Annotated in this window: 13 protein-coding genes and 2 pseudogenes; 11 read left to right on the forward strand and 4 right to left on the reverse strand. The window is 34.5% G+C overall.

What is annotated here, in order from left to right; all coding sequences use genetic code 11:
• A pseudogene (locus HMPREF2603_RS13050) lies at positions 1–153 on the reverse strand (ornithine carbamoyltransferase subunit F); the annotation flags it as partial.
• A 469-nt stretch (positions 154–622) separates the two neighbouring features.
• Between HMPREF2603_RS13050 and HMPREF2603_RS09110 the strand changes: the two are divergent.
• From HMPREF2603_RS09110 to HMPREF2603_RS09130, 6 genes and pseudogenes are all read left to right on the forward strand, one after another.
• Positions 623–1,648 carry a DUF4352 domain-containing protein gene (locus tag HMPREF2603_RS09110; RefSeq protein ID WP_060804075.1) on the forward strand — a complete coding sequence of 342 codons (1,026 nt, stop codon included), beginning with the start codon at positions 623–625 and terminating at the stop codon, positions 1,646–1,648.
• 229 nt (positions 1,649–1,877) lie between these two features.
• The gene (locus HMPREF2603_RS09115; protein ID WP_060804076.1) at positions 1,878–2,915 is read left to right on the forward strand and encodes a DUF4352 domain-containing protein; all 1,038 of its coding nucleotides are present in this window, start codon (positions 1,878–1,880) and stop codon (positions 2,913–2,915) included.
• 38 nt (positions 2,916–2,953) lie between these two features.
• A complete protein-coding gene (locus HMPREF2603_RS09120; RefSeq protein ID WP_060804077.1) occupies positions 2,954–3,304 on the forward strand; it encodes a DUF4064 domain-containing protein in 351 nt (116 codons plus the stop codon).
• A 3-nt stretch (positions 3,305–3,307) separates the two neighbouring features.
• Positions 3,308–3,427: pseudogene (locus HMPREF2603_RS13405) on the forward strand (protein rep); the annotation flags it as partial.
• 1,547 nt (positions 3,428–4,974) lie between these two features.
• Positions 4,975–5,136: a hypothetical protein gene (locus HMPREF2603_RS13410; RefSeq protein ID WP_002480067.1), complete on the forward strand. Its 162-nt coding sequence runs from the start codon at positions 4,975–4,977 to the stop codon at positions 5,134–5,136.
• Positions 5,137–5,276: 140 nt separating this feature from the next.
• Positions 5,277–6,203: a DMT family transporter gene (locus HMPREF2603_RS09130; RefSeq protein ID WP_060804080.1), complete on the forward strand. Its 927-nt coding sequence runs from the start codon at positions 5,277–5,279 to the stop codon at positions 6,201–6,203.
• A 98-nt stretch (positions 6,204–6,301) separates the two neighbouring features.
• Here the strand turns inward: HMPREF2603_RS09130 and yidC are convergent, their stop codons facing one another.
• Positions 6,302–7,156, reverse strand: coding sequence for a membrane protein insertase YidC (yidC, locus tag HMPREF2603_RS09135; protein ID WP_023016216.1), 855 nt, complete (start codon positions 7,154–7,156; stop codon positions 6,302–6,304).
• 225 nt (positions 7,157–7,381) lie between these two features.
• Positions 7,382–7,951, reverse strand: a complete 570-nt coding sequence (locus HMPREF2603_RS09140) for a hypothetical protein (protein WP_060804081.1) — start codon at positions 7,949–7,951, stop codon at positions 7,382–7,384.
• Positions 7,952–8,248: 297 nt separating this feature from the next.
• Between HMPREF2603_RS09140 and HMPREF2603_RS09145 the strand changes: the two genes are divergently transcribed.
• Positions 8,249–9,172: an osmoprotectant ABC transporter substrate-binding protein gene (locus HMPREF2603_RS09145; protein WP_060804082.1), complete on the forward strand. Its 924-nt coding sequence runs from the start codon at positions 8,249–8,251 to the stop codon at positions 9,170–9,172.
• Between the two features lie 248 nt (positions 9,173–9,420).
• Here the strand turns inward: HMPREF2603_RS09145 and HMPREF2603_RS09150 are convergent, their stop codons facing one another.
• Positions 9,421–10,980 (reverse strand): BCCT family transporter, encoded by a 1,560-nt coding sequence (locus HMPREF2603_RS09150; protein WP_060804083.1) that lies wholly within the window; start codon positions 10,978–10,980, stop codon positions 9,421–9,423.
• A 240-nt stretch (positions 10,981–11,220) separates the two neighbouring features.
• On the opposite strand from HMPREF2603_RS09150, the gene HMPREF2603_RS09155 reads away from it, so the two are divergent.
• The 4 genes from HMPREF2603_RS09155 to HMPREF2603_RS09170 all read left to right on the forward strand — a co-directional run bounded on the left by HMPREF2603_RS09155 (position 11,221) and on the right by HMPREF2603_RS09170 (position 14,211).
• Entirely contained in the window at positions 11,221–11,508 is a 288-nt protein-coding gene (locus HMPREF2603_RS09155) for a hypothetical protein (RefSeq protein WP_060804084.1), read from the forward strand.
• Positions 11,509–11,702: 194 nt separating this feature from the next.
• Positions 11,703–12,386, forward strand: coding sequence for a thiaminase II (gene tenA, locus HMPREF2603_RS09160; RefSeq protein ID WP_002480059.1), 684 nt, complete (start codon positions 11,703–11,705; stop codon positions 12,384–12,386).
• 67 nt (positions 12,387–12,453) lie between these two features.
• Complete coding sequence (locus tag HMPREF2603_RS09165; protein WP_060804085.1) at positions 12,454–13,194, forward strand: acetoacetate decarboxylase; 741 nt, start codon at positions 12,454–12,456, stop codon at positions 13,192–13,194.
• A gap of 156 nt (positions 13,195–13,350) precedes the next feature.
• On the forward strand, positions 13,351–14,211 hold the full coding sequence (locus HMPREF2603_RS09170; protein WP_060804086.1) for a hypothetical protein: 861 nt from the start codon (positions 13,351–13,353) through the stop codon (positions 14,209–14,211).
• The last annotated feature ends 22 nt before the right edge of the window (positions 14,212–14,233 follow it).

A 14,233-nucleotide genomic window follows, 5' to 3' on the forward strand; every position in this document is an offset into this window, starting at 1 on the left:
AATTAATGCAATGTTTTTTCCTTTAAGTGTTTGTCGCTCAATACCTGCGTATTTTGCACGTTTTAAATCTTCTGATAAGTTCAGTAGGAACTCCATCTCTTTCTGTGAAAAATCTAATAATGTTAGGAAATGTCTATTTCTTAAGTTTTGCATTCTAATACAACTCCTCTATGTGATTGATTTCACATTAATTGTAAACGCTTTCTATTGGTTTCGTCAATGAAATTTTGCACAATTATTTAGTTATAACTTTAAATTTGTCTGAGAAGTTAACGTTATGCATAAGGTGTCTTTAAAGGTGCATTTTTAGCGATAACAAAAAGAAAAATATTCATTTATTTGTATGAATATATGACTCGCTTTTATTTGTATTACCTATTCCGTGTAAGTTAACCCTTTTTTGTTCAAAATCAACAAAAATTAATAGAAAGAAAATCGCTGAATTCCTATACTTTCAGCATTTTTAACGTGGAAATAAAAAATATTTTACATGAGCTTAACAAAAACTTAAAAATAGATTGATTTTGGTTAAAAGTAATATAAGATAGTGTTATACAAGAAAATAAATGTCTCCATTAGACATCTATGATACTTACAACTAAGACAGAGCGGAGAGATATCAATGAAAAAACTTTGGTTAATTGTAATCAGTGCATTATTTTTATTAGCGGGCTGTTTCGGTTTGAAATCACATGATCAATCAGACGAAACAATTAAAAAAGGTAAAGCTACTGATCAAATGCAGACATTCAAAATTGGACAAATAGTAGATGCCGATGGTGTGGATGTTCAAGTTATCAAAGCGGAATACATTAATAACTACAGTGATATTGATGCACCAAAGAACGGGAAAGCATTACAAGTAACTTTGAAATTTAAAAATAATAATAAACCAAAAGTGGTTGTGGATTCTAGCGCATTCGCAATGACGATTAGAGGAGAAACGTATCCAGACTGGGTTGGCGGTAATCATTCAGAAGGAAGTTTCACGCATCAACTCAGTCATGGAAAAACTGCAGTAGAATCTTTGACGTTCGATGTACCAGACGCTAAAGTCTATACATTAGAAATGGATGCGCAGTTTAAAAAGAAAAATGTTAAAGGTAAATGGAACATCCACCAAGCAATGATTAAAAAAGGTGACAGTCAAAACGATACAAATAAAGCAGCAGCATCTGATACTAAAGAGAAAAGTTCTAAAAAATCATCTAAAGAAAAAGACTATCCTTATTCTGCCGATGAATATAATGCGTTAGTTGATTTATACAATGCCTTCACAAAAGGTGAGCGTATGAACCATGTCACACGTGGAGTTACGAACAAAGAATACAATGATTTAGCTGATCGTGTAGATAAATTGCTAGAAGATTATGGAGAAGAGCTTGATGCTGCATATCAAAAAGCAGTAAAAGAAGAAGAGGCTGAATGGCAAAAAAATCAAGACCGTATCAATAAAGAGTTTGAAGCAGAAATGAAACGCCAAGATGAAGTCAATGCGCGTGAAGAAGCACAACGACGCAAACAAGAAGAAGCGGAACAACGTGCTTATGAAGCTCAAGTACAACGTCAAAATGAACAAGCTGCACGTGAAGCAGAAGCGCAAAAACAACAAAATACGAACAATCAATCTCAAGATGATTCACAATAATTGAAAAAGCTGCCTATGGCGGCTTTTTTATATTTATACATAGTATTAATCTGAATTACCTATAATCCAAAGTATCAATTAAAAAAATATTCATCAAACCTTCATAAATATTCGGAAAAAGATTGCTTTTACTTAAAAGTATTATAAAATATTCCTATAAAGACAATTTGATGATAAATGCATTGAAATTTCATCGTTTCACAACTAAATACAGAGCGGAGAGAGAAAGATGAAAAGACTTTGGTTTTTGATGATTAGTGTATTATTTTTATTAGTTGCCTGCAGTGGCGCAAAGTCTGAAGAAAAGACAGAAGGTACAGAAGCAAGAGGTAAAGCAACGGAAGAAATGAAAACATTCAGAGTAGGACAAATCGTTGACGCTGACGGTGTAGATGTTCGAGTAGTTAAAGCAGAGTATGTAAATGATTATGAAGATTACGAAGCACCTAATAACGGTAAAGTATTAAAAGTGACATTGAAATTTAAAAACAATAACAGCGATCAAGTACTTGTAGATTCTAGCGCATTTACAATGAACGTCAGAGGAGAAACGTATCCAGATTGGATTGGCGGAGATGGTATAGATGGTATTTTCTCTCATCAATTAAACCAAGGTAAAACTGCGACAGGCACTTTAACATTTGATGTTCCAGAAGCCAAAGTCTATACCTTAGAAATGGACACGTATTTTAAAACTGCAAATGTTAAAGCGAAATGGAACCTTCATCAAGCAATGATTAAAGATGGAAGTTATAATGAAGCTGACAGCCAATCGGATACGAAGAAAGATAAAACAAAAGCTGAAGACGATAGCGAGGATTATCCATACACAGCAGAAGAATACAATGCGTTAGTAGATGAATATAACGCATTAACAGATGGAGAAAGAATGAACCACGTTACACGTGGTGTCACAAATAAAGAATACAACGATTTAGCAGCACGTATTGATAAACTTTATGATGAATTAGAAGCAGAATGGGATAAAGAATATCAAAAGCAACTTGAACGTGAAGATGCAGAATGGCAAAAAAATCAAGATCGCATCGATAAAGAATTCGAAGCAGAGATGAAGCGCCAAGATGAAATAGATGCACGAGAAGAAGCACAAAGACAAAAACAAGAAGAAGCGGATCAACGTGCCTATGAAGCAGAAATGAAACGTCAAGACGAACAAGCAGCACGTGAGGCACAAGAACAAGCGAAATTAGATGCAGAACTTCAAAAACAAGAAGAAGCAGCAGATCAAGCGATGTTAGAAGAGTAGATAGAAATAAATTTTAGTTTTAAAGGTGAGTTATAAAAATGGATGAATTAAGATATGAAAAACCTAGAAACCGTATCGCAGAAATTGTATTAGGTATTGTCGGCAGTATATTTGGGATTATTGGTGGGGTTTCCACATTAATGGTCGCAAGTGCGAATGAAGCTGTCGGAAATGCTGGAAGCAGTGATATCTATACGTTAGGTATTATCGTTATATTGATGAGTATAGCGACATTCATAATTAGTTGTTTAATTAAGAGAAAGCGTGTATTAATGAGTATCTTGCTCATTATCGCAGGTGTACTAGACTTTTTCTTAATTGGTATCTATGGAATCATCGCAGGTATTTTAATCTTAGCTGCGGGTGTCTTAGCGTTATTACGAAAATAACGCAGTTATAATCAGCATATACATGTGTTGTTATGTGTTGAAAACAGTTACTTTAAGAATAAAGATAATTATATTTCTCAAGCAGAATGGGTTAAGTTATGGCAAAAAGCACTTAAGGTTAACTGTGGAACAGCTGAGAAAAGATTAGTCCGAGATAATCCTTATCAATTACCTAAAAAGAAATGGGTATATAAAGCTACTTGGGCAAAACGTTATTAAAATAAAAAAAGTCCGCTTTTGGCGGGCTTTTTTATATGAAAAAAATAGACGATATTATTACGATACTAGCTATAATGGCAATAATTGCACTTACTTTCATTTTTTTTTAGTTGCTATACCTAAAGATAAAAATATCATTGATTGAAAGAAATATTGCCATTGTATTGGCATTTTTAATATATCAGCAACATTAAGAAATACTGTGATAATTGATAGCATAGAAATTATTAAAAAGGTAATTTCATATAATTTAAAATTTCTAATGTTCATCTTTTTACCTCCAAGTATCCCCTCTTTTTAATTGTAATATATAACTGTAAGAACATTCGTCATGATATTATCATAAGAATTTAGTGTTGTCTTTTTTGGTTTTTTTTAGAAACGAGTTGAAAACGAGTTTCTTCTTGTCTTTATACATATTAGTAATAATTTAAAAATGTATGCATATTTTCCTTATGCTCTTACAAGAAAATTAACCCCAAATCTAAATTTTGATATTTTTTACAGAATCTTGCTCCTGTTGGAACTAAAAATCGAGTTGATTTTTGAGTAATTTTATGTAATATTTTAGTTTGCATGTAAATGGGCAGTGTCTAAAAATCAGACGCTGAATTGATCTTTTGCTTTTTAGAATCATGATATATTTATTTATTTAGCTCTCATTTGCGTTTTAAGAGCTGATAAATAATTTCGGATAAAAAACCTCTGTAAAGATCTTACGGAACTTCAGAATGTCCCCTTAAAATTAAAAATAAGGGCATTAAAAAATAAAAGCCACCCCAGATAAAATTGGATTGGCTTTTTTCTTTCGTACGGTCTATTTATTTTTCCTTCGACGCCGCATCGTCGATGAAATTCAAAAAAGTTATGGGCTATAAATCTACATCACTTTTTAAAAAATGCAGTAGCAATATTCAACACAAATTAATTTTTGTAACTGCTCGGAATATCTCAAGCCGTTTCTTTGAATTTAAAATAAAAAAATTGACGGAGAGCGATTGCGATTTCAGCACACGTTCGGACAGAACGTATAAGTACGCCCTCACAGGATTTAACTAGATTATAACGGCGAAATGTAGACCTGTAAAGCAAAAACTATTGTGATAAGATTTGCTAGAAAGGAGTTTTATTTTTGAAAGTCTTTTTATCTTTTATGTATTTTTTTATCTCATTTTTTGTTTTGACATCTTTATTAGATTTAATATTGCCGATTGAGTTTAACTTGTATGCAAATTTGATTTCCGCATTATTTTTTACATTACTTATGACGCCGTTTTTTGTTGTGTTGAAAAGATTGAAAAACAAAAAGTAGAACACGCATTTATGCCGAGAAAATTTATTGATCAATGAGAAGAACCCTTAACTAAACTTGTAGACGAATGTCGGCATAGCGTGAGCTATTAAGCCGACCATTCGACAAGTTTTGGGGTTGTTAAGGATTTAGAGGCTCATTGTCAATAAAGCAATTGGAATTAAGTAATAAAAAACGTGTCTTAATGGGTGTTTTACTTGTTATAGGAGGCGTACTAAACTTTATTTTCATTGGTTTATTCGGAATTTTATCTGGTATTTTAATACTTGTTGCAGGTATTTTAGCATTAGTACGTAAATAAGAAGAATGATTGGGAGCTGCCGCATCGGCAGCTTTTTTAATTGTTGGAAAAATAGACAATTGAAGATTTCACAACAGAGATTTCTAATAGGTTTGAGTTATGCTATACTATTTTAATCATTGTAGGAAAGAAGGGCGCGCATGCTGTTTTTATTTTTACTGGGTTTAGTTGCAGGAATGGTGGTTCCTGTACAAACTTCTATTAATACAAAACTAATACGCTATACACACTCATCATTTTATTCTTCAGCAATCTCATTTTCAGTCGGCGCTCTATTTTTATTCATTGTAAACTTGATTATTTCACCTGGACATTTCACACCAAGTTTCTTTTCTGACCAATCGTTTAATTATACGTGGTTCGTTGGAGGACTATTAGGTGTCTTATTCTTAACAGGAAATCTATTACTGTTTCCAAGGCTAGGTGCGTCATTGACAGTCATTATAACCATTGCTGGACAAATTATTATGGGTGTGATGATTGATACCTTTGGTTGGTTAGGAGCTAAAATAGAACCATTCACATTCTTAAAGCTGATTGGTGTTTTATTGTTATTTATTGGCATCATTGTGATGAATTATGTTAAACATCAACCTAAAGAAGAAAAAGCTAATAAAGTCTTACCATGGTTAGTCATAGGATTTATCTTTGGGTTTGCACCACCGATTCAAACTGCGATCAATAGTCAGTTGGGACAACAAGTACATAGTTCGTTATTTGCGTCATTAATTTCATTCTCTGTAGGGGCAATCGCATTAATTATCATTACAGCGTTTGTAAATCGTTCATTTAAATTATCAACTTATGAACCAGAAGTAGGTAAAATCAAACCAGTTTATTTTATTGGCGGGGTACTTGGTGTGGTATTTGTCACAGCGAATATCGTTTTAATGCCACATTTAGGTGCTGCATTGACGACTATTGTCGGCATGCTGGGTCAGATGTTAATGGGTGTCATAATTGATCACTTCGGCATTTTAGGTGCGAAGAAAAACAAGATTAATGTACGTAAGATTTTAGGAATCATATGTATCTTCATAGGCATCGTCTTACTAAGATTCTTCTAAATTTATATTAAAAAGAACGTTTTTACGACAGGTAGAAACGTTCTTTTTGTTATATAAATATAGCCCAGGAAATAACTTCCCGGGCCAATTCATCATATTTATTTTTTCTTATTCTTCTTAGAAACGACTTTCGTGTTTTTAGGTTTATCTTCTTTCTTCTCTTGTTCGCGCTTAATACGTGCTACTTCTTCATCCGCAACTTTACTGTAGTATCTGTTCGCAAAGAACATTTGAACAATCATAAAGATGGCACTGACTGACCAATAAAGACCTAATGCTGCAGCTGAAGTGAATGAGATATAAATGATGAAGATAGGTGAGATAATCATCATCATGTAACCCATTTGACGTTGTTCTTTCGGCATATTTTCAATGCTGACAAGTGATTGCAAGAAGTAAAGGGCGCCGGCGATGATTGTAATCCAAACATCAGGTTCTGTCAGTTTGAACCATAAGAAGTGAGGATGATCTGTGATACCGCCATGTGAAGGCCATTTTAATGAGACATATAAACCAAAGAGTACAGGCATTTGAATTAAGATTGGCAGACAGCCAAGCATACTCTTCATTGGATTCATGTCGTACTTTTTATAAACAGCCATTAATTCTTGTTGCGCTTCCATTTTTTCTTCTTGTGTACGTGCACGTTTAACTTTTTCTTGTACTTCTTTCATCTCAGGTTTCGCAATGTCCATAACTTTACGCATGATTTGACCATTCTTAGTTTGGCTTAACATAAACGGCAACATAACTAAGCGAATGGCTAATACAATAACGATAATTGCGAGACCATAGTTATCGTTTAAATTATGACCAAGCCAATGTAGTAAATTGTCCATTGGTTTTGCGAAAGTATTAAAGAAGAAACCATTGCGGTTTTCACTCTTTGAATAATCGCAACCTGCGAGTAGTACTGTAGATAACGTCAATAACAGTATGTATTTTATTTTCATCTTTCTCTGCCTTTCTCTTTTTTATTGAAAATAATTAAGCATCGTATCGAAGTCATTGAAAAAGCAACCGCTTAACAAGGGTTGCGAAAAAAGGACAACAATTGCTTATACACTTACAAGATACAATCCTAACATAGAACCTGTATCGATTAAAGAAGAGAAAAGATAAAACAACATAGCTAAAAACAATTCGATAAACAATGGCAAAACAAAGTGAATAATTAACTAATCTGCTGCTTTTTCATTTTTCAACGTATTGATAGAAAGAGACCATAAAACGATATTTAAGATCATCACAATAAATAATGCGACAACTGTATATAGAAGATCAAAAGTTATAGGCATCGGCAAGGTTTCAAACAACACATAATAAACTAACCCGCCAATAATGACCTGCCCCACAATGTTTAAGAGCTTTCCAATATTAGATTCAACAAATTGAAGTAATAAAGAGGGCAAAGATAACACACTAAAAACAACATAACTAACGAGTGTTATTTCTCCTAAAGCTATCGCAGACGTATCAGTTAAATTTGAAAGTGTAACTGAATCTAAAAACTTTATCGCAGCGATAAACGCAAAGATAAAAATAATGAAGCCAATTACTTCTTCAATAAGTAGTGCCAAAAATGAGCTGACAATATTCTTTTCTGGTTTCTCAAAGCGCTCATAAATATATTCAATGACAAAATTCAATAGTATCGAAACAACAACCAAGATAATAAAAACAGTCGGAAGTTTACCTGTAAATAACTGGCTTAAGAATTCTACACCTAAATCCCAATAAACTTTCATGATTTTAAGCTCCTCTTTCTCTTTATGTAATGAGTATATAGATAAAATACAATAAAAATCAACTGTCATTTTATAACTTTCAAATTAAAAAAGAGGGTATGTCTAGATTGATTAAATGATGAAGAATGTTGTGAGGACAAGGGATAAAGTGCCTGGGTTAGTCTAACGTTTGTGTGAGGTTAGACTGAAGTTAGGATAGAAACGGTATGCCATGCACAAAAAATGTATGTGTTATAATGTGTAGTGGTTAATTGTGAAAATAAAATGATTATAAAAGAAATTAATGTGGGGGTTGTAATGAAAAAGTTTAAATATTTAATGGGGATGGTTTTAACAAGTGTCTTTATACTTGCTGGATGTGGGTTACCTGGCTTAGATGGCGGCCCAGGTAAAAATGTTAAAATTACTGCACTCGCAACAAGTGAATCGCAAATTATGGCACATATGATTCGCCTACAAATTGAACATGATACGAAAGGGAAAGTAAAACCAACCATTATTAACAACTTAGGCTCAGCTACTATTCAACATAACGCCTTATTGAATGGAGATGCGCAAATTTCTTCTACGCGTTATACAGGTACAGATTTAGTAGGAGCGTTAAATCAACAACCTATTACTGATACCAAGAAGGCTATGGATGTTGTTCAAAAAGGCTTTACGAAACAATATGATCAAACGTTCTTTGATACGTATGGTTTTGAAAATACATTCGCCTTCATGGTGACACAAGAAGTGGCTGACAAGTATCATCTTGAAACAGTTTCGGATTTAAAGAAACATAAAGACGCGTTGCGTTTAGGTACAGATTCTACTTGGATTAAACGTGCTGGCGATGGTTACCCGGCTTTCACTAAAGCCTATGGATTCAAATTTAAAAGTATCCGACCTATGCAAATCGGCTTAGTATATGATGCTTTAAAAAACAATAAATTAGATGTGGCTCTAGGTTATACTACAGATGGTCGTATTTCAGCTTATAACTTGAAAGTATTAAAAGATGACCGTAAATTCTTCCCGCCATATGACGCAAGTCCACTTGCGAAGAACGACTTCCTAAGAAAGAACCCTAAAATTAAACATTCATTAGAAAAACTTCAAGGCAAGGTCTCTACGAAAACAATGCAAGAGTTAAATTATCAATCAGACGGCAAACAACAAGAGCCGGCCGTAGTCGCAGAAAGGTTCCTCAAAAAACACAACTATTTCGAAAATAAATAGTTATCAATTTGTCTTGTGTTAGGACCATGTTATACTTACAAAAATTGGAGGTAGATTATGGCTAAAATTAACCAAAGACAAGTGAGGCAAATTGTGCGTTTAGTCACACGTATTGTACGTCAGATCATGCGTTCTAGAAATAATAAACGTTATTAATATAAAGAAGCAGCACTTTCTCAAATTAGAAGAGAAGGTGCTGCTTTTGTTTATCCTTAAATTGAAGCGTATGGATACGCATGTAGTTAAATTTATGAGCGATCTTCTGACGAGTGTCTCTTAGATGCGGCATGTAAAATCTTAGTATGTTCTTCATTAGGTGAGAGTGTTAATCCTAACGCTTTACGCTCTCTATTCGCATCTTTATAGAATGAAAGCGTCATTAAGATAACGACCACACTGAATGGTAAGGCTGAGATAATCGCCGCAGATTGTAGAGCGTCTAATCCTGTTTCGCCTCCGGCAAGCAGTAATACATACGCAATCGCAGAAAGCGCAAGTCCCCATACAATTTTTACGAATCCTGCTGGACGTAATGTACCAAATGCCGTCTGCATACCTAAAACGAATGTTGCTGAATCGGCAGAAGTAATAAAGAATGATCCAATTAATGCGAGTGCGATAATGGATAAGACACTGCCTATCGGCAATTCATTAAAGATACCGAATAATTGTGTTTCAGGTGGCATTTTAAAGATTTCCGTATGTTCTTGTCCAACACTGATACCTGTTAAACCGAATACGCTGAACCAGAAAATACTGACGATTGTCGGCACTAGTAAGACTGCCATAACGAATTCTCTGATAGAGCGTCCTTTAGAGATACGGGCGATAAAGATACCGACGAACGGACTCCAACTCATCCACCAGCCCCAATAATAAACTGTCCATGTCTGCATCCAGTCATGTTTTTGTTGGTTTAATGGTGCGGTGTCTAAACTGTTAAAGATTAAAGTATTTAAGTAATCACCAGTCGCAGAAGTCATCATGTCTAAGATGAGTAAAGTTGGACCAATGACTAATAAAATCGCAAAGAGAATCGCAGCTAAAATCATATTCAAGTTACTTAAATATTGAATTCCTTTGCTTAAACCACTCCATGCACTGTATAAGAAGAGTACAGTTACGACTGCGATAATAATACCTTGAACTAACTTGTTATTTGGAATACCAAATAAATAATTCAAGCCACCATTGATCTGCATCGCGCCAACACCAAGTGATACCGCTACACCGATAATTGTCGCAAATACTGCTAAAACATCGACAATGGTACCTGGTAAACCGTCCACACGTTTACCTAAAAGTGGTCGTAATGTTTTAGAAATAAGACCGACTTCGCCTTTTCTGAATTGGAAATAAGCGAGTGATAACGCTACGATGCCGTAAACAGCCCAAGGGTGAAAGCCATAGTGTAAGAAACTCGCACGTAATGAATCTGCAAGTGCTGCTTTCGTTTCTGCAGAAGCTGTAGGAGGAGTTAAATAATGTGATACAGGCTCAGAAGCCCCATAGAATACTAAGCCAATCCCCATACCAGCACTAAATAACATTGTTAACCAAGAGATTGTATGGAACTCAGGTTTGTCTGTAGGTTTACCTAGCTTTAATTTGCCGATCGGACTAAAAACTAAGAAAATACAGAAAACCAATATGAAAGAAAAGACGAGCATATAATACCAACCGAAAGTTTCTGTAATCCACGCCCCAAGTGCACCAGAAACCTTGCCGAATTGGTTAGGGAAAATTGCGCCGATTAATACTAATAAACCTACAAGTATAGACGCATAAGTAAATACGGGTGAAAACATCTTGTTTGTCTCTTTATGAGTCGTCTTCAAAACTGCAACATCCTTTCTGATTTGAGTATTGAAAAAAAGCAAAGACGGTATTCATGCTATCATACCTAGGAAATAATTCAACTTCTTGAAAATCGTAGCTTAAAAAGTGAAAAAATCATTGTAAATTCAAAAAAAGGGGCATTTTTTGAATTTATATCCAACTTAAGGTGGGGTAAAAAAACTGGTATATAAGAAAAAAAGAGGGTGAAGATGTATTATAAAAATTTGAAAAAAATATTTTACATGTTTGGGGAACAAAATTTAGAAAATGAATATCAAAATCGACAAGAAGCATTTACAACGTTTTTAACAAATATTGAAATTCATCCCATTAGAGACCAAAAACAATGTCAGACTGTAAGCTATCCATTGTTTATTTGTATGAGCAAAGCTTTAGCACATAAAATGGAAGGTGTTCTTTTAAATTCAAATAAAATATTAAAACTATCACACAATGGAGGTGATAGTGATGCTAGATGTTGTGGCTGTATTGGTTAAACAAATGATTGCGCAATTTATTTCAGGTGGCAAACAAGATGTTAAATAGTCATGCTTTATTCAGCATGATAATTGAATGCGTCGACTTGTGTTTATAAACAAGCCGGCGTATTTTTGTATATTGTGTCGATATAGGTTAGATTAAAGATAAGCAGTAAAAATATTGAATCAAATCTAATTAGGAGGAACTTGTAGTGACACAATTATTTACAGATCGTTTATATGAACGCGTTGAGCCAATTTGGGCATCTTACATGGAACATCCATTTATTAAAGGGTTGGCTGACGGCTCTTTGGATGAAGAGAAATTCAAACATTGGTTGAAACAAGATTACATTTATTTAATTGAGTATTCTCGTTTATTTGCGATTGGTGCCGCGAAAGCCATTGATTTAGATATGATGTCGACGTATGCGCAGTTATTAGATGGCACAATGAATACAGAAATGAACTTGCATCGTGGTTATGCGAAGGAATTTGGTATTAGTGAAGCGGAATTAGAAGCTACTGAACCTGCAGAAACTACAACAGCTTATACAAGTTATATGTTGAACATGGCACAAATCGGCGGCGTAGAAAATGTGATTGCCGCAATTTTAACTTGTACATGGAGTTACAACTATATTGGTTTGAAATTGGCAGAACAAGATGCTGCGAAAGACCATCCATTATATCGAAAATGGGTAGATATGTATTCATCTGAGGAATTTACGCAATTTAAGAAAGACTGTGTTGAACTGATGAATAAAGTGACAGAAGGACGCTCAGAAGCGGACTTAAAACGACTAGAAGATATTGTCGTACGCACAAGTTATTATGAATATAAATTCTGGGATATGGCAGAAAACTTAAGCACTTGGGACGTGCCGGTAAAATAGAATGATTGAAGATTCAAGTTGTTGCCTTTAAGCTTAGGTAAGCAAAGTATATTGAGGAGGCAAAGAATTGAATAAAAAAGAACTCATGAACTTAGCTTCAACACCTGTGAATGCACCGACATATTCAAGAGTGGATGTTCATTTCAGAAATAGAGAATTTTTAAACATTGTGTATCGCACGGATATTGAGAAACTAAAGGAAGTCGTACCTGAACCGCTAAAAGTGACAAGTGACTTAATCAAATTTGAAGTTATTGATATGCCTGATAGTACAGGCCTTGGTTCATATACAGAATGCGGACAAGTGATTCCAGTAGAATACAATGGAGAAGAAGGCGAGTTCTACTTATCCATGTATTTAAACAATCAACCTGCGATTGCATTAGGCAGAGAGCTTTCAACATTTCCAAAGAAATACGGAGAACCAAGACTATATGTCGATAACGATACATTAGTAGGTACATTAGATTATCATTCATTACGCGTTGCACAAGCAACGATGACCTATAAATACCATCCGATTGAAACAGAAGAATCGAAACAACTTATTACGAAACCAAGCTTCATGTTGAAACAATTACCAAATTACGATGGGACACCAAGAATACTTGAAATGACACGTTCTCAAATTACAGATATTCAAATTAAAGAAGCATTCCGTGGTGATGCGCGTCTACAACTATTTGAACATGTGAATGCACCACTGGCAGATTTCCCGGTCAAAGAAATTGTCGATGCACAACATATTTTGGCAGACTTAAGACTCGGCCGACCGGAAGTCATTCATGATTATTTAAAAGAATCATAAATTTTTCAGGAGAAACAAGCTTTGATGTTTGTTTCTCTTTTTTTAAACAAATAGACAGAATATGTCTTTTTTGTAAAGAATGAATACAGTTGTATTCCACTCAGGTATACTAAATATTAAGTATGAAAGTCATTATCAAGAGAGAGTAGGGACATAATGAACAAAATTAAATATTTAGGTACTGGACTCTTAGCAGCGTCGTTATTATTAACTGCTTGTGGGCAAAAAGAAGAAAAACAAACATCATCTGACCAAGAAAAGACAGAACATCAATCAGAAGAACAATCTACACATGAAGATCATCAAAAAAGTGAAGAAAACAACGAGAAACATTTAGGTTCAAAAGCATCTGAATCTAAACACAATGCATTTAGTCACTTAAATCCGAATAGTGATGAATATCTTGCGCGTGTATGGTTAGCCGCATTACCAAGCTATCGAAGCGCAAACCCAGCAGATATCTCTATTAGCCATATTGATTTGTCAGGAAAGATTATGTATGGACCAGGCTCAATCAGATTTGGCCAAGGTATTCAAAGTCTATCAGGTTCTCCCACTGCGGCAGGGCATGTTGTTTATAAAAATAACGGAGATGGTACGATTACAATTTATCCCGTACCGAGTCATTTCCAAGATCATCGTTGGCAAGAAGAAGATTATAGTCGCGAGGAATCTCAACGTATTATGAATAGCGGAGAAGTGGTACCGTTGTATGATGGGAATGAAGAAGCGGTGCGTCTAGTTGAAAGTTATATTGGTGCGACACCACCTGGAATTGATGAGGATGATGAAGAGTCAGAAGAAACGGTGACACGTGAAAATGTGATTGATAAGGTTGAAGAATATGAAGGTCATCAATTAGATACAAGCCGTTATACTTTCAAAGAACCAGAACGTCGTGATGATGGGGGTTGGGGCTTCTCAATTTTAGACAAACAAGGTAATTTAGTCGTTTCATATATCATTGATTCAGACGGTGATGTGACAAAATATGATGAACATGGCGACGAAGTTTAATATATTGAAAAAGAACTTGATT

Origin of the sequence: Staphylococcus sp. HMSC055C03 (assembly GCF_001809385.1) — a bacterium.
Taxonomy (GTDB): domain Bacteria; phylum Bacillota; class Bacilli; order Staphylococcales; family Staphylococcaceae; genus Staphylococcus; species Staphylococcus simulans.